The organism is Pseudonocardia ammonioxydans, from assembly GCF_900115005.1.
Classification (GTDB): Bacteria; Actinomycetota; Actinomycetes; order Mycobacteriales; family Pseudonocardiaceae; genus Pseudonocardia; species Pseudonocardia ammonioxydans.
The window spans coordinates 397,401-417,230 of the sequence record NZ_FOUY01000001.1; the positions used below are offsets into that span (position 1 = coordinate 397,401).

The following is a 19,830-nucleotide window of genomic DNA, read 5'->3' on the forward strand; positions in this document are numbered from 1 at the left end:
GGTGAGATCCGATGACCCAGGACCCGGGCGACGCGGGCCCCGAGCCGACCTTCGCCGACGTCATGAACGGTTTCAGCCTGGACTCCAAGCGCAAGCCGAAGAAGCGCCGGTGGGGGCGCTCCCGGCCCGAGGACGAGCCGACCCCGCCCGATCCGGCGGCCGATCGGCAGCCGTCACCGGCACCCCCGCCCGCGCCGGCCGAGGTGACCGGTCCGATCAGCGGATCGGCGGCGTACGGCATGCCGCTCACACCGTCCGAGCGGGACGCCGCGCAGCAGCCCGCTCCCGTCGAACCCCCGGCGGCAGCGGCGCCGCCCCCTCCGGCCACCGGTGGTGGGGCCGCCTTCGTGCGTCCCTACGCGTGGACGCGCGGCCGGACCAAGTCGGGCTACGAGCTGGCGGTCGAGACCCTCGTCTCGGTCAGCAACCGGGCCCGTAGCCAGCTGGAACGGCTGCCGATGGAGCACCGCTCCGTCGCCGACCTCCTGCTCGAGCAGACCCGCTCGGTGGCCGAGGTCGCGGCGTTGCTGTCGCTCCCCCTGGGCGTGGCCCGGGTGCTGCTCGGGGACATGGCCTCGAGCGGCACGGTGACCGTTCACCAGACCGCGAGCACCCCCGGTGACGTGCCGGATCTCGCACTGATGGAAAGGGTGTTGAGTGGACTCCGTCGGCTCTAGGCCACAGCCGCCCCAGCCCATGAGCGGCCCGGCCGGTCCGGCCGGGCCCGCCGGGCCTGCCCGTACCGCGACGATGTCCGCCAAGATCGTGGTGGCCGGTGGCTTCGGCGTCGGCAAGACCACGTTCGTCGGGTCGGTCTCGGAGATCATGCCGCTGACCACCGAGGCGGTGATGACCGAGGCGAGCTCGTCGCACGACGACCTCACGGCCACGCCCCACAAGCGTTCGACGACGGTCGCGATGGACTTCGGCCGCGTCTCGCTGGACTCCGACCTGGTGCTCTACCTGTTCGGCACGCCCGGCCAGCAGCGGTTCTGGTTCATGTGGGACGACCTGGTGCGCGGCGCGATCGGTGCCGTCGTGCTGGTGGACACCCGGCGGCTGGCCGACTCGTTCGCCGCGATCGACTTCTTCGAGGACCGCGGTCTGCCCTACGTGGTGGGCGTCAACGCCTTCGACGGGCACCTGCAGCACGGCCTGGAGGACGTCCGCGAGGCGATGTCGATCGACCCGGCGATCCCGATGGTGGTGTGCGACGCCCGTCAGCGGCAGTCGACCAAGGAGACGCTGATCGCGCTGGTCCAGCACGCCATGCACCAGCGGATGGCCGCCGGCGCCCGCTGAGCCCCGGCTCCGCCGGTCAGCCGGACTCGCGCATGTCCACCGGCGCGATCGACGTGATCCGGTGCAGCTGGATCCGGCGGAGCTCGCCGTCGAACGCGTCCCGGCCCTCGACGACCCCGCCCCCCACCGAGGTGGGGGCCAGTACGCGGTCCCCGGCGACGCCGTGGGCGTCGACGTAACCGATCCAGACCGTGCGGCCCTCCCGCGCCGCCGCCTGCAGCGACGCGAGGTTGCCGGTGGCCCCCGTCGGTTCCCGGGACCCGGCCACGCTGTGCCGCACACCGGCCAGGGCGTCCCCGGCCCGCAGCCGCTCCACCAGCTCGTCGGTCCGGTCGGGCTGCCCGTCGGCACCGTTCGCCCCACCGCCCTCGGCCCCGTTGCCCGCGACGGCCACGGGGGACACGGTCTCGCGGGCGGCGTAGCCGGCCCCCCGCCGTCCGCGCCGGCGCACCTCGGTCCGCCTGCCCTTCCCGCCGAGCTCGACCACGGCGCCCGCCGCGTCCTCCGCGGCCGGGCTGAACCCGGCGGCGCGCAGCCCGTCCAGCACCTCGGCCAGCGGCACCGCGCTCACCACGACCGTGGGCGCGATCCGGCGCAGCCCCAGCTCCCCGGCGCCGGGGTGGGCCAGCACCTCGGAGAGCAGCACCTCGTCGTCGGAGCGCACGAAGCTGGCGACCGCCCCGCCGCGGAGCCGTCCGTGCCGGCGGGCGACGTCGTCGACCAGGTAGGTCAGGGTCTGCGGGACGGGGGTGCGGGAACGGGCCTCGAGGAAGGCGCGGATGTCCTCGGCGGTGCGGCCGGCGTCCAGCGCGCGGCGCAGGCTCCGCTCGGTGAACCGGTAGACCGTCGCGCCGCCCGCGGACTCGACGTCGGCCAGCACCGCCAGCTCCTGCGCGAGGTCCACGGCGAGCCGCCCGGGTGCGACGGCGGTGAGGTCGGCCTGCAGCAGGATCTCCTCGACCGGGGTCGGGAGGGCCGCGTGCAGCGCGGCCGCCGCCTCGGTCGGGTGGCGGGCGTCGCGGGTCACCGGGTCGAGCAGCACCCGCCCGGCCGTGGTGATCGCGTCCAGGGCCACGACGCCGATCGTGGTCGCCTCCGCGACGTTCCAGGCCACCGTCTCGTCCCGCAGCCGCCCGCCCCGGCGCGGCGCGGCCCACGCCAGCACCCGCGCCAGGTCCTCGGCCGAGCCGATCGCGGTGCCCGCGGGGAGGTCGGCGAGGGTCTGCAGCACCCGGTACCGGTCCCGCGGCGCGGTCAGGCTGCGCGGCCCGTCGGACAGCGCGGTGATCGGCTTGTCGGTGGCGTCGCGGGCACCGACGAGGCCGGGCATCCGCTCCATCTCCAGCCAGCTGCGGGCCAGCACCGCCCAGCGCGACTCCTCCGGGGCCGTGGCCCAGACGTCGGAGTTCGTCGTGGGCATCCACTCCGGCGTCATCGAGTCGTCCTGGCCGACCAGGTCCGCGGCGTGCAGCACCTCCAGGATCAGCGCGGCGGTGGCCTCGTCGACCCCGGCCGCCTTCGCCACACGCCTCAGCTCCCGCACCCCGAACCCGCCGGTGCGGAGCACGCCGGGGGTCTCGGTGCCCAGGAACTCCAGCACGAGGTCGACCCGGCGCAGGAACTCCAGGGCCGCGCCCGCGCCGGTGCCGTCCACCCCGGCCTGGTCGCGCTCGCGCATCGGGACGTCCGGGCGCGTGATGTCGAGCCGGCCCATCGGGCGGTCCCCGCGCAGCGCGATCCCGACCTGCCGGGGCAGCTCGACGGTCTGCGGGTCACGGCGCAGCAGCAGCCCCTTCGCGACCAGCGAGGCCACCGGGCCGGAGCTGCCGCCGCCGTTGCTCGAGCGTCCGATGGGCGGGCCCTGGGCGAGGACGTCGAGCACCCGGCGCTCGCCGTCGGTGACGCCGGCCAGCAAGGTGTCGAGGTCCCGGGTCGCCGCGATGCCGGACGCCGGGCCGCCCAGACCGCCCGGCCACGGCCCCACGGCCTCCACGGCCGCCGGGATCGCCGCGATCGCCTCGTCCGGGCCCCAGGCCAGCGCGCGGGCGCGCAGCGGGGCGAGGCCCTCGGCGAAGGTCGCGGCGTCGACGTCCGGTCCGAGCCACCAGCGCGGGCCGTCGTCGTCGACCGTGCCGTCCACCGGCGCACGGTCCGCACCCGCCAGCACCAGTGCCTCCAGCACGGTCAGCGCGAGCGTGCCGAGCTCCTCGCAGGCCCGCTGGACGGACGCGCGGATGGAGGCCCGGGTGGCCAGCACCGTGAGATCCGCGGGCGGGGGGACGGCGAGGTCCGGGCGTGTACGGAGCAGCGCGGCGAGGAACCCGTCGTCCTGCTCGCGCAGCCACTCGACCAGGGACGTCTGCACCGCGACCAGGGTAGTCGGCGGATCCGTACCGGGGCGGACAGGACCACCGGACGTCGGCGATAATGGACACCAGGACACCCCGGACGTCACCCTGGAGGAGATTCGATGGCTTCCAAGCCCGCCAATTCCGACCGGATCGACCCCACCTGGCCGCATCTGCCGGACGGCGAGCACGCGGTCACCGAGCTCACGGGCACCGTGCAGGGCAGCATGTCGCCCTTCGGGGACACCGAGTTCCCGGTCGACAGCGTGCCGTACGAGCACCCGGTCACCGAGATCAACCGCTGACCGTGGTCGCCGGTCTGCTCCTCGCCGGCGGCGCCGGGCGCCGGATGGGTACCCCCAAGGCGCTGGTGCAGCTGCACGGCGAGCCGCTCGCCGTGCGGGCGGTGAAGGCACTCCAGGCCGGCGGCTGCGGGCCCGTCACGGTGGTCGTCGGCGCCCGCGCCGACGACGTGACCGACGTGCTGCGCAGCGCCGGGCTGGGCACCAGCGGCAGCGACGTCGGCGTGGTCGTCGCCGAGGACTGGGACGAGGGCATGGGTGCGTCCCTGCGCCGTGGCCTGGGCGCGCTGGCCCACCTGCCCGGGACGGGGGCGGCCCTGGTGCACCTGGTGGACCTGCCGGGCGTCGGCCCGGAGGCCATCGCCCGGGTCGCCGACGGTGCCCGGCACTCGTCGCTGCGGCGGGCCGCCTACGACGGCGCCCCCGGCCATCCGGTGCTGATCGGGCGGGACCACTGGTCCGGCGTCTCGGGCAGCTCCACCGGTGACGCCGGCGCCCGCGGGTACCTCGCCGGCCGGTCGGACGTCGAGCTCGTCGAGTGCGGGGACGTCGCCGTGCCCGACGACGTCGACACCCCCGCCCAGCTGCGCAGGCTCGCGGGGGCCTGAACCGCACGTGTGCCCCGGCCCCTCCGCGGGAGGGACCGGGGCACACGCGTGCGGGAGCCCGTACGACCGGGTCAGACGTTGATGACCTGCCCGGGGTGGATCATCTGCCCGGCGCCGAGGCCCGGGTTCTTGGCGAGCAGGTTCTTCCAGTGGCCGGCGCCGTGCGCGGAGGCGATCTTGCCCAGGGTGTCGCCGGACTTGACCGTGTAGGTCGAGGCGGACGACGCCGGGGCGCTCAGCCGCACGCGCTCGGGGGCCTGGCTGCCGGTGTCGCGCTCGGGCGTGCGCGGGGTGGACGAGCCGGAGGCGCCGGTCTTCTTCGAGCAGGACGGCCAGGCGCCCCAGCCCTGCTGGGCCAGCACGTTCTCGGCGACCGCGATCTGCTCGGACCGGCTCGCCTGGTGCGCGGAGGAGGCGTACTCGCCGCCGCCGAACGCCTTCCAGGTGCTCGGGCTGAACTGCAGCCCGCCGTAGTAGCCGTTGCCGGTGTTGGCCGCCCAGTTGCCGGTGCTCTCGCACTGGGCCAGCTCGTCCCAGGTGGAGTCGCTGGCGGCGTTCGCGGCCGGGACGATCGTCAGCATCGGCGCGCCGAGCATGGCGCCGGCGACGGCGGTCCGGGCGATCGTGCGCCCGGTCGTGCTGGGTTTGCGGTGCTTGCCGCGGTATCGGGCCATGGGTGGTCTCCCGCGTGGCGCGTCCCGACCTGCACCCGGGGAGTGGGCGCGCGTCCGGTGGCCGGGGAGTGACCACCGATCGCCGTTGCGGTCGGCCCTGTCCCACAGTTACCTCGGGGGCCGGTGAGCGCCGGACAGGGAGCGCTGCGTCACCGGAGCCCGTCCGCAATGGGGGAGTCGGCCGGGCCGCGGACGAAGATAGGACACCCCGGGCCGGTGCGGAAGTCCACGCCGACACGACGCCGCGTCACCCGGATCGCGCACATCAAGATCGAGTAAACCGTTCGTGCAGGTCATTAGCCCCGATCACGAAGCGAATACGTTCGTGGAAACAGCGTGTGTGATTTCATGAACGTGATACAGATCACAGCAACCGGTGACCCTGCGCCCCTCCCCGGACCCACCCGGCGGGGTCGACCCGGCCGTATAGGCTCGTGGGTGTGAGTACCGAGCTCAGCCACGTCGACGAGAGCGGGGCCGCCCGCATGGTGGACGTCTCGGAGAAGCAGCCCGGCCGCCGGGCCGCCGTGGCGACCGGCGTCCTGCACACCACCGCCGAGGTGGTGCGCCTGCTGGAGTCCGACGGGCTGCCCAAGGGCGACGCGCTGGCGACGGCCCGGATCGCCGGGATCATGGGGGCCAAGCGCACCCCCGACCTGGTCCCGCTGTGCCACCCGATCGCGATCAGCGGCGTCACCGTCGACCTCGCCCCGGGCACCGAGGGCGACACCGGCCACGTCACGATCCGGGCCGAGGTGCGGACCACCGACCGCACGGGCGTGGAGATGGAGGCGCTGACCGCGGTCACCGTCGCGGGCCTCACCCTGCACGACATGATCAAGGCCGTCGACCCGGCCGCCGTGCTCGACGCCGTGCGGGTGGAGAGCAAGGACGGCGGGAAGACCGGGCACTGGACGCGCCCCGGGGACCGGCCGTGAGCACCGCGCCCGGCACCGGCCGCCCACGCAGCGCCCGGGTCGTCACCGCGTCCAACCGCGCCGCCGCCGGCGTCTACGCCGACCGTGGCGGACCGATCATCACCGGCTGGCTGCGCGAGCGCGGCTACACCACGCCCGACCCGGTCGTCGTCGGCGACGGCGAGCCGGTCGGCCGGGCGCTGCGGGACGCCGTCGCGGACGGCGTCGACGTCGTCGTCACCACCGGCGGGACGGGGATCTCCCCCACCGACGCGACCCCCGAGGTGACCCGCGCGGTCCTCGACCACGAGGTCCCGGGGCTGGCCGACGCGATCCGGCGGGCCGGGGAGGCGCAGGTGCCGACGGCCGTGCTGTCCCGGGGCCTTGCCGGGGTGGCCGGCCGGACCCTGATCGTGAACCTGCCCGGATCGCCGGGCGGGGTGTCCGACGGCCTCGGCGTCCTCGAGCACGTGCTCGACCACGCCGTCGACCAGCTCCGCGGAGGCGACCACTCATGACAGCTGCTGCGAACGCCCTGGTCCTGCGGGCCGCGGTCGGCGAGGAGCCCCTCGACGTCGACGAGCACGCCCGCCTCGTCGAGCACGCCGCGGCCGGCGCCGTCGTGACCTTCGCCGGAGTGGTCCGCGACCACGACGGCGGCCGGTCGGTGCACGGCCTGGAGTACAGCGCGCACCCGACCGCAGGCAGGATCGTCGCCGAGGTCGCCGAGCAGGTCGCCGCGAACACCTCCGGCGTCCGCGCGCTCGCGGTGAGTCACCGGGTCGGTCCGCTCGAGATCGGTGAGGTCGCACTGGCCTGCGCGGTCGCCGCCGAGCACCGCGGGCAGGCGTTCGCCGCCTGCGCCGAGCTGGTCGACGAGGTGAAGCGGTTGCTGCCGGTGTGGAAGCACCAGCGCTTCGCCGACGGCACCGACGAGTGGATCAACTCGACCTGAGCCCCGCAGGAGACGGAACGGCCCGGGTCGCTCCACGAAGAGGGAGGACCCGGGCCGTCGTCCGCCGGGGGCGGGTGCTGGGAACACCACGCACCCCGTGCCGCACACCCGGATGGCGGTCCGGATGGAGCGTGAGTGGCCTAGCCCAGCTTCAGGCTCTGGCCGACGCTCAGCACGTTCGGGTTGGCCAGGCCGTTGAGGGAGGCCAGCTTCCCGACCGAGGTGCCGTTCGCCGAGGCGATCTTGCCCAGGGTGTCGCCGGACTTGACGGTGTAGCCGCCGCCGGACGAGGCCTTCTTCGGGGCCGACTGCGTCGCCGGGGCGGACGCCTTGACCCGCTTGCCGGTGTCGGCCGAGTGGCCGGTGATGCCCAGCTTCTTGGAGCAGGACGGCCAGGCGCCCCAGCCCTGCGCGGCGAGCACGCGCTCGGCCACCGCGATCTGCTCGGAACGGCTCGCGTTGGCCGCGGAGCCGCTGCCGCCGAAGGCACGCCAGGTGGACGGCGAGAACTGCAGCCCGCCGTGGTAGCCGTTACCGGTGTTGATCGACCAGTCCCCGCCGCTCTCGCACTGCGCGAGCTGGTCCCAGACACCGTCCGGGGCGGCGCTTGCGGGGCCGGCGATCGCTGCCGTCGCGCCGACCGCGACGATGCCCGCCGCGGCCACGCGCAGGAGACTTCGGCCCTTGCGTCCCTGAGTCATTGCTTCGCTCCCACCGCGCCGTCCCGATCGGTCTCACGTCCGCGCAGTGGTCCCCCGGACACAGGTGTGCCCGCCGTTCGCCGCGGAGCGTCGATCGGGACCGGGGAGCGACGTCCATGACGCCCGCGGAGTGGTCTCTCTCGTCCCCGTCCCGTTCCGATTTCCTCGACGGACCGGGCTGCCGCGGGACGGGGGTCGTTCGGCGCGGCGGGCCCGGATGTTGGCTCATTCAGCTGGCCGCTCCGGTCGGACCGGCCGACGAAAAAGGTGAAGGCGCGAATTGAATCCGTCAAACATGGAATGGGTGGTCGACATCACTGTTACATGCCTGTAATTATCAGTTCACCCTTAAAAGCGCTGGTCAAGGACGTCACATCACGGGCCCATCACACGGATATGAACATTTCTGGATCGGAAGCACATCGGCCCGTCCAGGGGCCCGCCCGCTCCCGCGGGGACCGACCGGGAGGCGTGTGACCTCACCGGACGGGGGGCCGCCGCAGTGGCCCGGACGACTGCTCGTCCTGCATGCTGGTTCGGTGAACGACTCCGCACCCGCCGGCGCGGGATCGCTGCCAGCCCTCCCGGCCACTGGAAGCCCCGCCGACCTGGCGAAGGCACTGCGCACGACCGGCTACCTGGCCGACGACGGCCTCGCCACCGCCACCTTCCTGGCGATGCAGATGAACCGCCCGCTGTTCTGCGAGGGCGAGCCGGGCACCGGCAAGACGGCGCTCGCGCAGGCGCTCGCCGAGACGCTCGGCGCCCCGCTGATCCGCCTGCAGTGCCACGACGGCATCGACGCCGGGCAGGCGCTCTACGACTGGGACTTCCCGCGCCAGCTGCTGCACCTGCGCGCGCTCGAGGCCGCCGCCGGGGTCGAGGGGTCCGGGCTCGACGCCGACTCGGTCGAGGCCTCCCTCTACGACGAGCGCTTCCTGCTCGCCCGCCCGATCCTGCGCGCGCTGCGGACCAGCCCCTCGGTGCTGCTGATCGACGAGATCGACCGCGCCGACGACGAGTTCGAGGCGTTCCTCCTGGAGGTGCTCACCGAGCACGCCGTGACCATCCCCGAGATCGGCGAGGTCCGTGCGACGACGCCGCCGGTCGTCGTGCTCACCTCCAACCGCACCCGCGAGGTGCACGACGCGCTGAAGCGCCGCTGCCTCTACCTGTGGCTCGAGCACCCGACGATCGAGCGGGAGATCGAGATCCTGCACAGCAGGCTGCCCGACGTCCCGGAGCGCCTGGCCGCGTCCGTCGCGCGCGCGGTGCAGAAGCTGCGCCACGCCGACCTGATCAAGCCGCCGGGGGTCGCGGAGACCCTGGACTGGGCGCGCGCGCTCACCCTCATCGGTGCCCGGCACCTGGACACCGAGTCCGCCGCGCGCACCCTCGGTGCCGTCCTGAAGTACCGGGAGGACGCCGACCGCGTGCACAAGCAGCTCGACACGCTGCTGGCGTCGTAGGCGACGACCGGACGGATCCCAGGACGACCACTGTGACCAGTACCGAAGACCCCCGGACCGACACGCTGCTCACCGGCCTGGTCGGGTTCACCGAGGTGCTGCGCACGGCCGGGGTGCCGGTGACCAACGACCGGATCGCCGCGTTCCTCGAAGCCGTCGACACCCTCGACGTCACCGACCGGGAGCAGGTGTACTGGGCGGGGCGGCTGACGCTGTGCGCGGACCCGGACGACATCGTCCGCTACGACCTCGCCTTCCCCGCCTGGTTCGAACCGCCCGAGGGCCGGCGCGCGACCAACCGCGACGAGCGGCCCCCGGCCCCGCCGAAGCTGGCCGCGCTGGTCCCCGGCCGCGAGGGCTCCGGCGAGGACGACGCCGACGACGAGGGCCCGCAGATCAAGGCCGCGGCCACCGGGACCGAGATCCTGCGCAGCCGTGACCTCGGCGAGCTGACCCCGGCCGAGCGCGAGCACCTGCGCCGGCTGATGACGCTGCTCAAGCCCGAACCCCCGACGCGGGCCTCGCGCCGCAGGCGCCGCCACCGGCACGGGGAGGCCGACCCGGAGCGCACCCTGCGGACGGCGCTGCGCAACCAGGGCGAGATCTTCTCGATCAAGCGCCGGGACACCTCGCGCCGGCCCCGCAAGGTCGTCCTGCTGATCGACGTCTCCGGCTCGATGGAGCCGTACGCCGACGCGCTGATGCGCTTCGCGCACGTGTTCGTGCGGCGCGCGCCCCGCACGGTCGAGGCCTTCACCCTGGGCACCCGGCTCACCCGGATCACCCGCGAGCTGCGCCAGCGCGACCCCGAACGCGCCCTCGGCGCCGCGGGCAAGGCGATCCCGGACTGGTCGGGCGGCACCCGGCTCGGCGAGGTCCTGCAGGCCTTCGTCGACCGGTGGGGCCGTCGCGGGGCCGCCCGCCGCGCCGTCGTCGTCGTGTTCTCCGACGGCTGGGAACGCGGCGGCACCGAGCTGCTCGGCACCCAGGTGGAGCAGCTGTCCCGGCTGGCCCACCGGCTGGTGTGGGTGAACCCGCACGCGGGCAAGGACGGCTACGCCCCGGTCCAGGGGGGAATAGTCGCGGCCCTTCCGCACTTGGACGATCTACTGGCCGGGCACAGCCTGGACACGCTGGAGAGGCTTCTCGAGGTGGTCAGAAATGCGTGACGTCATCGACCAGCTGGAAGGCTGGTGGAAGAACGGCGAGGCGGCGGCGCTGGCGACCGTGGTCGGCACCTTCCGCTCGGCCCCGCGTCAGCCCGGGGCGTCGATGCTCGTCGGGCAGGGCGGTGAGGCGGTCGGGTCGGTCTCCGGCGGCTGCGTCGAGGGCGCGGTCTACGAGCTCGGCCAGCAGGTGCTGGCCGACGACCGCCCGGTGCTGCAGCGCTACGGGGTGTCCGACGACGACGCGTTCGCCGTCGGGCTGACCTGCGGCGGGATCCTCGACATCTTCGTGGAGAAGGTGACCCCGGAGTCCTACGAGCAGCTCGGCCGGGTCGCACAGGCGATCCGCGACGAGGACCCGGTCGCGGTCGCCACCGTGGTCGCCGGGCCGGGCGAGCGGCTCGGGAAGCGCCTGCTGGTCTGGCCGGACCGGACCGAGGGCGGCACCGGGTCGGACCGGATCGACGACGCCGTGCGCGACGACGTCCGCGGGCTGCTCGACGCGGGCCGCAACGGCACCCTCACCTACGGCGTCAACGGCGAGCGCCGCGGCGAGGGGCTGCAGGTGTTCGTCGAGTCGTTCGCCCCGCCGCCTCGCATGATCGTGTTCGGGGCGATCGACTTCGCGGCCGCGGTGGCCAGGATGGGCTCGTTCCTCGGCTTCCGGGTGACGGTCTGCGACGCCCGTCCGGTGTTCGCGACGGCGAGCCGGTTCCCCGGGGCGAACGAGGTCGTCGTCGAGTGGCCGCACCGCTACCTGCAAGCCGAGGCCGACGCCGGCCGGCTCGACCAGCGGACCGCGCTGTGCGTGCTCACCCACGACCCCAAGTTCGACGTCCCGCTGCTCGAGGTGGCCCTGCGGCTGCCGGAGATCGGCTACATCGGGGCCATGGGCTCGCGCCGCACGCACGACGACCGGATCGCCCGGCTGCGGGAGAAGGGCCTCACCGACGCCGAGATCGCCCGGATGTCCTCGCCGATCGGGCTTGACCTCGGTGCCCGGACCCCGGAGGAGACGGCCGTCTCGATCGCCGCGGAGATGATCGCCCAGCACTGGGGTGGGCCGGGTACGCCGCTGGCGGACCGGGAGGGACCCATCCACGCGCCGTGACCCGCCTGTCTTGCCGGGCTGCCGCACCGGCCCCGACCAGGGGAGCACCGGTGCGGCACCGGCGCCACGACTGGCACGCGAGGGCGGTCTGCGCTGTATCGTGGCGGACGCGCTCGTGACCGAACCGGATCCGACCATCGGCGGGTACCGACCACCACGGAGCGGGAGGTGGGCAGCGTGGTCCGCACCGAATCGTCCGGAGCCGTTCACCGGGACACCGTCCTGGTTCTCGACGCAGGCGCGGCGCGTCCGGGCAACGAGAGCACCGACAGCACCGGCTACACGGTGCGCTCCCCGGAGTGCCCGCGCGAGCAACGGCCCCGGTTGTCCAAGTTCCACGCTCCCGAGATCGTCTTCGGGCCGGACTCGCTACCCGAGACCGCCCACGCCGCGCTGCGCCTGGGTGCCGAGCGTCCGTTCGTCGTCACCGATCCGGGCGTGACCGAGGCCGGCTGGCCCGCCGAGCTCCTGCAGCACCTGCGCGCGGGCGGCCTGCGCCCGCAGCTGTGGAACGAGATCACCCCGAACCCGAAGGACCACGAGATCCAGGCCGGGTTCGAGCGCTACGAGAACTCCGGGTGCGACGTCGTGATCGGCGTCGGCGGCGGCTCGGTGATCGACGCCGCGAAGGGTGTCGCACTGCTGGCCGCGAACGGCGGCGCGATCGGCGACTACGAGGGGATCGACCGGATCTCCAACCCGATCCCGCCGCTGGTCATGGTGCCGTCGACCTCGGGGACCGGTGCCGACGTCTCGCAGTTCTGCATCATCACCGACACGGCCCGGCTCACCAAGATCACGATCATGGGCCGGGCGCTGGTCCCGGACGTCTCGGTGATCGACCCCCGGCTGCTGGTGACCATGCCGGACTGGCTGAACGCCGCCACCGGGCTCGACGCGCTGACCCACGGCATCGAGGCCTACGTGTCGCTCGCGCACGGCCCGCTGACCGACACCCACGCGTTGCACGCGGTCGCACTCGTCCACACCAACCTGCCGACCACCATGATCCGCCGCACCGACGACGGGCCGCGCGCCGCGATGGCCCAGGCCGCACTGGAGGCCGGGCTGGCATTCACCAACGCGATCCTGGGCGCCACGCACGCCATGAGCCACCAGGTCGGCGGCATGCTCGACCTGCCGCACGGACTGATCAACGGGGTGCTGCTGCCGCACGTCATCCGGTTCAACGGTGCGGACGACCCGACCCGGTTCGTGCCGATCGCCCAGGCGATGGGCCTGGCCGCCCGCGCCGGCATGCCCGGTGACGAGGCCGTCGACATGGTCGCGACCGAGGTCCGCAAGCTGGCCGACGAGGTCGGCGTGCCGACCGGGCTGGGCGCGCTCGGCGTACGGGACGCCGACGTCCCGCGGCTCGCCCGCCTCACGCTCGGCGACGCCTGTCTGACCACCAACCCGCGCACCGCAGGGGTGGAGCAGATCGAGAACCTGTTCCGGGCGGCACTGTGAGGCACGCTCGATGACCGCTGCCGCCCGGTTCCCGAACCGCCGCACACCCACACCGGCCGCGCCCGCAGGCGGGGCCCGTGGCCGTCCCGACCTCGACCAGCTCACCGGCCTGCGGTCGGGCAAGCCGTCGTTCTACCCCGAGTACCGGGTCAACGCCGAGCGGCTCAAGCGGGTTTTCCTCGCGCTGGAGCGCATCTCGGCGGCCCTCGTCCGCACGACGGAGGGCTCCGAGGCGCTGGTCCGGGCGGTCGCCGACGCCGTCGCCGACCACCTGTCCGCGGACTGGGTCATCCTCGGCCTGATCGAGGGCGAGCTGCCCGACGCCGCGCCGCGGCACGTCGTCCTCGGCCCGGACGGCGTCGAGTGGCCGGACCTGTGCCTGGTCCCGGAGCGCGTACGGCGCCACGTCGCGCTGCTCGCGGCCGGTGACGGCGAGGGTGGGCACGCCCCCGAACAGGAGCGGCGTCACCTGCACGTCCCGATCCGGCTCGACGGCCGCACGGTGGGCGGTTTCGTGGCCTGGACCCCGCCGGACCGCGAGATCGACGACACCGACCACTCGGTGCTGCGGATCCTGGCCGGTCAGACGGCGTCGGCCCTGCAGAACTGCGCGTTGCTCGACCGCGCCGAACGGCTGCACGCCCGCAGCGCCGCCCAGGCCGCGGACCTGCGCTCCCGCAACAACGAGCTGATGGCCACGCAGCAGGAGCTCGGTGCGGCACGGCAACGCGAGGTGCTCGACAACGAGCGGCACCGCATCGCCCGGGAGCTGCACGACAGCGTCACCCAGTACGCGCTCTCCGCCGGGATGCACATCGAGCTGTGCCGTTCCGAGATCGCGGGGTGGGCGGGCAGCGGGGACATCGCCGCCGGCGCGGCCGAGAACGTGGCCGAGCACCTGGACACCGCGAAGGATCTCACCCGGCGCGCGGTGGAGCAGCTGCGTTCGGCGATCTACGCGCTCAACGACGACGACCACGGCGACAAGGACCTGCCGTCGATGCTGCGCCGGTTGTCCACCGTGCACATGCCGGACGAGCTGCGGGTCGAGGTCACGATCGGCGGCACCCCGGTCCGGCTCGCGCCCGAGCACGAGCAGTCGCTGGTCCGGATCGCCGGCGAGGCGCTGTTCAATTCCGCAATGCACGCCTCGGCGTCGCGGGCGGTGGTGCGGCTGGCCTACCGGCCCGGCCGGATCCGCCTGTCGGTGTCCGACGACGGCGGGGCCTCCCCCGACGAGATCCGCCGGACCCTGCGGGCCGCCTCGGCACGGGGGCCCTCCGGCGAGCACCGCGGTCTGGTGAACATGGACGCCCGCGCACGGGAGATGGGCGGGACGCTGCGGTTCCGGCGCTCGCGCATCGGCGGGTTGCAGGTGCAGGTGGACGTCCCGCTCGGGACGCCGGAGGAGGAGACCTCGTGAGCGGATCCCTGCAGGGCGGCGGCATCCCGGGGCCCGGGGGCGGCGGGACCGTCCGCGCGGAGCGTCCGGTGACCCGCCCGATCCGGATCGTGCTGGTCGACGACCACTCGATCATGCGGCAGGGCCTGCGGGCGGTGCTGGAACGGGAGGACGACCTGCGCGTCGTCGGGGAGGCCGGCAGCGCGCCCGAGGCGTTCGCCGCGGTCGCGGCCGGCCGGCCGCAGGTCGTGCTGCTCGACCTGAAGCTGGCGTCCGGACCGCAGACCGACGGCCTGGACGTGTGCCGCAGGCTGTGCGCCGACCACCCCGGTATCGGTGTGCTGGTGCTGACGACGTTCGCCGAGGACCGGCTGGTCGTCGAGTCGGTGCAGGCCGGGGCCCGCGGTTACGTGGTGAAGGACGTCGACACCACCGAGCTGGTCCGGGCGATCCGGGCGGTCTCCCGCGGGGAGAGCGCGTTCGACGCCCGTTCGGCCTCGGCGATGGTCCGTTCGCTGTCCGGTGGGATGCCGGACCGGGAGCGGCTGACCGACCGCGAGCTGGACGTGCTGCGGCTGCTCGCCCGCGGTCTGTCCAACCGGGCGATCGGGGCGGAGCTGTTCATCTCGGAGACGACCGTCAAGTTCCACGTCGGGAACCTCATGCGCAAGCTGATGGTGTCGCGGCGGGCCGAGGCGGTCTATGCCGCGACCAAGCTGGGCCTGCTGTAGCCGGTCGGTCGTTCGTCACCTCGCCACCTCGCCACCTCGCCGCCGTTCTGCCTTCCGTGTCGTGCGTTCCGCGGAACGCCACAGCCGACGACGACATCGGACGATCTGCCCTCCTCAGGTCCCCGCCGGGCCACCACCGTCACACCCTGCAGCAGCACGCCGCGTGAACCGGTCGGCACGATGCCGGCGCTCCACCGGCACCCCTGCAGCCGCGTCCCGCGGAACGCGACCGCGCCTCGCATGTGGGGCCGGTCGTCCCACCCCGCCGTGTTCAGGCGGTCGCGCCGAGTGTGGCCCGCCGTACCCGAAGCTCGCGAACGGGGCAGGTGGTGGCCGGCACGCGGCCGATCCGGCGACCATGGCCCGGCAGCCGCATCTCCTCGTTCCGGGTCCCGGCCGCCCTCGCCCCCGGAATCTGTCGGGCCCCCGTGCCATGCTCGAAGTCGAACACAAGTTCGATCACCATCGGAGGTGTCGCGATGCCGATCGTCGCCGATTCACCCACACCGCTACCCACCATGAACCTGCACGACCTGGAAACGGAGCTGCTCGGCCTGGCCGGCCACATCGCCGCCGCCGAGTGCCGCTTCCTGCAGCTGCTCGCCGAGTTCGACGATCGCGGCGGCTGGGCCGGCGTCGGCATCCGGTCCTGCGCCCACTGGCTGAGCTGGCGGGCCGGCATGAGCGTGCGCACCGCGAGCGAACACCTGCGCGTCGCCCACGCCCTGACCCACCTGCCCCGGATCACCGCCGCATTCGCCGCCGGCACGATCTCGTACTCGAAGGTCCGGGCGATCACCCGCGTCGCCGGGTCCGACGACGCGCTCCTGGCCCGCATCGCCGCCACCGCCGACCTCGGCGCCACCGCCACGTCACCCGACGTCACCGGCACCGGCACAGACACCGGCACAGACACCGGCACGGACACGGACACGGACACGGACACGGACACGAGCCTGCCCTCCGACACCGACATCACCGAGGGCGCCGGCCTCGGTGATGCCGACACCAGCGCGCAGCCGGGCCCCACCCGGCCGGGCAACACCGAGCCGGGCTCCACCGGCCCGGCCGGTGCCAGGCCGGGCAGCCCCGGGCCGGACAGCACCGGGCCGGACACCGACCCTGAGCAGGACCCCGACAACCCCGCCGTACCCCGTCCCGCCCCCGCCGGCACCACCACCGCCTCCCCCAGCGGTACCGCCCGCTCCGGCGCGCCGACCGTGGCCGACCCCGACACCGCCGAACAGGTGCTGCTCGACCTCGCACTCTCCGGAACCGCGAGCCATGTCGAAACCGTGGTCCGAGCCGTACGCCGCCACCACACACCACCCGCCGACATCGCGGTCCGCCGCACGCTGCGCTGGTACCACGACGCCGACGGCTCGCTGGTCCTGCACGGTCGCCTCACCCCCGAGGACGGAGCCGTCCTGATCGCCGCGATCGAGGCCCGCCTCGCGCCGCCGCCCGCTCCGACCCGGGACCGGCACGCCGCCCGCTCCGCCGACCTCCACGAGCGCATCCTCGAGCAGGAGCCGGGCCCGTCCGTCGACCGGATCGGCACCCGCCGCTGTGACGCCCTCGTGGCCCTGGCCCGGTACGGCGACGACGCCTCCGGCCCCGAGGAGACCGGCGGCCCCACCGTGGCCCGCGGTGACACCCACGTCATCGTGCATCTCGACGCCACCGCAGGCACCGCCCGGATCGTCGACGGGCCCGAGATCCCGGCCCCGACCGCGGAACGTCTCGCCTGCGACGCCCGTGCCCAGGCCCTCCTCGAGGACCGCGCCGGCAACCGGCTCTACCTCGGACGCTCCCGGCGCCTGGCCAGTCCCGCCCAGATCGCCGCGCTGACCGTCCGCGACGGCGGCCGCTGCCAGTTCCCCGGCTGCCGCCACACCCGCCACCTCCACGCCCACCACATCCGGCACTGGTTGCGCGGTGGCCGCACCGATGTCGACAACCTGCTCCTGCTGTGCAGCTACCACCATCGGATCGTCCACGACCACCGCTACCGGATCCGGCACCGTCCCGGAGGTGGCTGGGACGTGCTCCGCCCCGACGGGACCCCGGTCCCCGCCACCGGCGAACCGCTCGGCGGCCACCCCGATGTACTGGTCGAGTTCCACACCCGGGCCGGACTCGAGATCGACCAGAACACCCTCACCCCGGACTGGTACGGCGACCGGCTCGACCCCGAACCGATCCTCGACGCCCTGATTCCGCCGCGGGCCACACCGGTGGCCGCCTGAACCGGGACACGACACCGGTCATGTCGGCGCTGTCGACGCCGCCGACGCGTTCCGCGGAACGCGGCACAGCACGCGACGTCGACCCGGCCGGGGTCGGCATCGCGGTGGTGGTGCAGCATCGCCCGGGCAGCACGGTTCCGCGGAACGCGCCGCGGCACCGCCCGGTCCCGCAGAACACCTGGGACCGCCCGGGGCTCGACACCGGACATGAGCCGGACGGCCCGGCGGGGACCGGCCCCGCCCGGCTCACCGCAGGAAGTCGGCGATCCGCGGCATCTGACCCAGCAGCGCGTGCCCGGCGGTGGGCACGACGTGGACCCGGACGTCCCGGACCAGCGCGTGCAGCCTGCGTTCGGTCTCCACCGGGTCGAACACCCGGTCCCGTCTGCCCAGCACGGCCAGCACCGGCATCGTGAGACTGCGGAGCGTCTCGTCGTCGAACACCGGGAAGCGCTCGGTCCGCGGCCGGAAGTGCTCGAACGTCCGGCTGATCTCCGCGAAGACCTCGGGGGGCTCCCGCGCGTCGAGCCCGGTGACGATCTCCGCGGAACGCCGGCGGCCCCGCGCCCCCAGGAGGTTCAGCAGGAAGGCGGGTGCCACCTTCCCGATCGTCTGCCGACCGATCCCGGCCGGGCACAACAGCGCGAGCCGTTCCACCCGCTCCGGCCGCCGCGCCGCGAAGTCCACCGCGGTCCACGCGCCGAGCGAGAGCCCGGCGAACGCGGCCGGCCCGACCCCGAGCGAGTCGAGACACTCCCCCAGCCAGTCCGCCGTGTCGCCGGTGGTCAGGTCCAGGCGGACCGGGTCACTGAGCCCGGGCTCGCCCAGCAGATCGAGCAGGACGACGCGGTGTCCGGCGGCGAGCAGGTCGATGCCGTCCAGCCAGACGGAGGTGTTGGCTCCGGAGCCGTGCAGGAGGACCACCGGGGGCGCCGTGTCGTCCCCACAGCTCAGGACGAACGTCCGGCCGAACGAGGTGTCGAGCGTGTGCCGCTGCGCCGGGACCGGCCACGCGGCCAGCTGCTGCTCGTAGCGCTCCCGGACGAGGCGGCCGCCGTGCTCGCTGGTGTAGATACTCACGGCGCCACCGCCCCCGACGGCAGCCCACCGCTCTCCGGCAGGGAGGAAGGCGATCGGTTCACGAGGATCACCCCAGCACGCGCCACCCCGCTCGGCGAGCGGGTTTCCGGAGCCGGCGGACGGGCCGTTGCGCAGGGCGGCACACCGGGTGGGCGTACGAAGCCGGTACACAGGGCCGATGCGCTGGTACGCGGAACACCCGGAACGGTTGGCCCGCCAGGTCGTCGCCGACGTGGTCGCCCTGCTGTGGACGGTACTGGCGGTGGTCGCCGGCATCGCGGCGCACGACGGCCTGACGGCGCTGCGCGCACCGGGCGAGTCGCTGGTCGCCGCGGGTGGCCGGGTCTCGGACACGTTCACGGGCATCTCCGGCACGGTGTCCTCGATCCCGTTCGTGGGCGCCGACCTGGCCCGGGCGCTGGACCCGGCGACCGGGGCCGGCGCGGACCTGGCCGCGGCCGGACGGCAGTACGGCGAGACCGTCGGGGCGCTCGCGACGGGTGCGCTGGTCGTGATCCCGCTGGTGGTGCTGCTGCCGGTGCTGCTGGGCTGGCTGCCGCTCCGGCTGCGGTACGCCCGTCGTGCCGGCTCGGCGGTGGCAGCCCGGGCGGCCGCGCCGGACCTGCTCGCCGTACGGGCCCTCACCCGGGTGCCGGTCCGCCGGCTGACCCGGATCGCCCCGGACCCGGCCGCGGCCTGGCGTTCCGGCGACGCCGACGTCGTCCGGCGACTCGCCGCACTCGAGCTCGCCGACCTCGGCCTGCGGTCCTCGGTCCCACCGGGTCCGTGACCGGATGCGAGGCTGCACCGCATGCCGCTGTTCGCTCTGGAGGGCCTCGCCCCGACCGTGCACCCGGACGCCTTCGTCGCGCCGACCGCGACGCTGGTCGGCGACGTGCACGTCGAGGCGGGCGCCTCGATCTGGTACAACGCCGTGCTCCGCGCCGACCTCGGCCCGATCGTGGTCCGGGCCGGTGCGAACGTGCAGGACGGCTCGGTCCTGCACGGCGGCGACGACCCGGTCACCGAGATCGGCGCGGGCGCGACGATCGGGCACCTGTGCGTCGTGCACGGCTGCGTGATCGGCCCGCGCGCGGTGATCGGCAACGGCAGCACGGTCCAGGACGGCGCGGTGATCGGCGAGGGGGCGATGGTCGCGGCCGGCTCCACCGTCGCCCCGAACGTCGAGCTGCCCGCGGACCGGCTGATGCTGGGGTCCGCTGCGAAGGAGCGGGGCGGGCTCACCGAGCAGGCGCGCTGGTGGGTCCGGACCAACCCGGACTTCTACCAGCAGCTCGCCCGTCGGCACGCGGCCGGTGTCACGCCCGCGGACTGACCGGCGTCC

The 19,830-nt window shown here is 74.3% G+C and carries 18 protein-coding genes and 1 pseudogene; 15 read left to right on the plus strand and 4 right to left on the minus strand.

Going from position 1 to position 19,830, the window contains the following annotated elements; all coding sequences use genetic code 11:
• Positions 1 to 11 precede the first annotated feature (11 nt).
• Together BM093_RS01810 and BM093_RS01815 are read left to right on the plus strand one after the other, a co-directional pair.
• Positions 12 to 677, plus strand: coding sequence for a DUF742 domain-containing protein (locus BM093_RS01810; protein ID WP_245773231.1), 666 nt, complete (start codon positions 12 to 14; stop codon positions 675 to 677).
• A gap of 73 nt (positions 678 to 750) precedes the next feature.
• On the plus strand, positions 751 to 1,302 hold the full coding sequence (locus BM093_RS01815) for a GTP-binding protein (protein WP_093336595.1): 552 nt from the start codon (positions 751 to 753) through the stop codon (positions 1,300 to 1,302).
• Positions 1,303 to 1,318: 16 nt separating this feature from the next.
• On the opposite strand, the gene BM093_RS01820 is transcribed toward BM093_RS01815, so the two are convergent.
• Positions 1,319 to 3,667 (minus strand): helicase-associated domain-containing protein, encoded by a 2,349-nt coding sequence (locus BM093_RS01820; protein WP_245773232.1) that lies wholly within the window; start codon positions 3,665 to 3,667, stop codon positions 1,319 to 1,321.
• Between the two features lie 105 nt (positions 3,668 to 3,772).
• On the opposite strand from BM093_RS01820, the gene BM093_RS01825 reads away from it, so the two are divergent.
• Together BM093_RS01825 and BM093_RS01830 are read left to right on the plus strand one after the other, a co-directional pair.
• Positions 3,773 to 3,955 (plus strand): hypothetical protein, encoded by a 183-nt coding sequence (locus BM093_RS01825; protein ID WP_093336111.1) that lies wholly within the window; start codon positions 3,773 to 3,775, stop codon positions 3,953 to 3,955.
• 2 nt (positions 3,956 to 3,957) lie between these two features.
• On the plus strand, positions 3,958 to 4,560 hold the full coding sequence (locus BM093_RS01830; protein ID WP_093336114.1) for a nucleotidyltransferase family protein: 603 nt from the start codon (positions 3,958 to 3,960) through the stop codon (positions 4,558 to 4,560).
• Positions 4,561 to 4,631: 71 nt separating this feature from the next.
• Here the strand turns inward: BM093_RS01830 and BM093_RS01835 are convergent, their stop codons facing one another.
• Positions 4,632 to 5,234, minus strand: coding sequence for a LysM peptidoglycan-binding domain-containing protein (locus tag BM093_RS01835; protein ID WP_177238215.1), 603 nt, complete (start codon positions 5,232 to 5,234; stop codon positions 4,632 to 4,634).
• Positions 5,235 to 5,674: 440 nt separating this feature from the next.
• Here BM093_RS01835 and moaC point away from each other — a divergent pair, with 440 nt between their 5' ends.
• Positions 5,675 to 6,172: a cyclic pyranopterin monophosphate synthase MoaC gene (moaC, locus tag BM093_RS01840; RefSeq protein WP_093336600.1), complete on the plus strand. Its 498-nt coding sequence runs from the start codon at positions 5,675 to 5,677 to the stop codon at positions 6,170 to 6,172.
• Positions 6,169 to 7,106: pseudogene (locus BM093_RS37800) on the plus strand (molybdenum cofactor biosynthesis protein MoaE). Before moaC ends, BM093_RS37800 begins: the two are co-directional and overlap by 4 nt.
• A gap of 140 nt (positions 7,107 to 7,246) precedes the next feature.
• On the opposite strand, the gene BM093_RS01855 reads toward BM093_RS37800, so the two are convergent.
• Entirely contained in the window at positions 7,247 to 7,807 is a 561-nt protein-coding gene (locus BM093_RS01855) for a LysM peptidoglycan-binding domain-containing protein (RefSeq protein ID WP_093336124.1), read from the minus strand.
• Between the two features lie 539 nt (positions 7,808 to 8,346).
• On the opposite strand from BM093_RS01855, the gene BM093_RS01860 reads away from it, so the two are divergent.
• The 7 genes from BM093_RS01860 (at position 8,347) to BM093_RS34955 (ending at position 17,405) form a co-directional block, all read left to right on the plus strand.
• Entirely contained in the window at positions 8,347 to 9,276 is a 930-nt protein-coding gene (locus BM093_RS01860) for an AAA family ATPase (protein ID WP_218162620.1), read from the plus strand.
• Positions 9,277 to 9,308: 32 nt separating this feature from the next.
• Positions 9,309 to 10,445, plus strand: a complete 1,137-nt coding sequence (locus tag BM093_RS01865; RefSeq protein WP_093336127.1) for a vWA domain-containing protein — start codon at positions 9,309 to 9,311, stop codon at positions 10,443 to 10,445.
• Positions 10,438 to 11,553, plus strand: coding sequence for an XdhC family protein (locus BM093_RS01870; RefSeq protein WP_093336130.1), 1,116 nt, complete (start codon positions 10,438 to 10,440; stop codon positions 11,551 to 11,553). The genes BM093_RS01865 and BM093_RS01870 overlap by 8 nt, the downstream gene beginning before the upstream one ends.
• A 177-nt stretch (positions 11,554 to 11,730) precedes the next feature.
• Entirely contained in the window at positions 11,731 to 13,023 is a 1,293-nt protein-coding gene (locus tag BM093_RS01875; RefSeq protein ID WP_425439090.1) for an iron-containing alcohol dehydrogenase, read from the plus strand.
• 10 nt (positions 13,024 to 13,033) lie between these two features.
• Positions 13,034 to 14,446, plus strand: coding sequence for a MadS family sensor histidine kinase (locus tag BM093_RS01880; RefSeq protein WP_093336133.1), 1,413 nt, complete (start codon positions 13,034 to 13,036; stop codon positions 14,444 to 14,446).
• Entirely contained in the window at positions 14,443 to 15,156 is a 714-nt protein-coding gene (locus BM093_RS01885; protein ID WP_425439091.1) for a MadR family response regulator transcription factor, read from the plus strand. The genes BM093_RS01880 and BM093_RS01885 overlap by 4 nt, the downstream gene beginning before the upstream one ends.
• A gap of 479 nt (positions 15,157 to 15,635) precedes the next feature.
• Positions 15,636 to 17,405 carry an HNH endonuclease signature motif containing protein gene (locus BM093_RS34955; protein WP_143105219.1) on the plus strand — a complete coding sequence of 590 codons (1,770 nt, stop codon included), beginning with the start codon at positions 15,636 to 15,638 and terminating at the stop codon, positions 17,403 to 17,405.
• A gap of 246 nt (positions 17,406 to 17,651) precedes the next feature.
• Here the strand turns inward: BM093_RS34955 and BM093_RS01900 are convergent, their stop codons facing one another.
• Positions 17,652 to 18,485, minus strand: coding sequence for an alpha/beta fold hydrolase (locus BM093_RS01900; RefSeq protein ID WP_245773233.1), 834 nt, complete (start codon positions 18,483 to 18,485; stop codon positions 17,652 to 17,654).
• 178 nt (positions 18,486 to 18,663) lie between these two features.
• Between BM093_RS01900 and BM093_RS01905 the strand changes: the two genes are divergently transcribed.
• Together BM093_RS01905 and BM093_RS01910 are read left to right on the plus strand one after the other, a co-directional pair.
• Positions 18,664 to 19,275, plus strand: coding sequence for a hypothetical protein (locus BM093_RS01905; RefSeq protein ID WP_177238198.1), 612 nt, complete (start codon positions 18,664 to 18,666; stop codon positions 19,273 to 19,275).
• A gap of 21 nt (positions 19,276 to 19,296) precedes the next feature.
• Positions 19,297 to 19,821 (plus strand): gamma carbonic anhydrase family protein, encoded by a 525-nt coding sequence (locus BM093_RS01910; RefSeq protein ID WP_093336149.1) that lies wholly within the window; start codon positions 19,297 to 19,299, stop codon positions 19,819 to 19,821.
• The last annotated feature ends 9 nt before the right edge of the window (positions 19,822 to 19,830 follow it).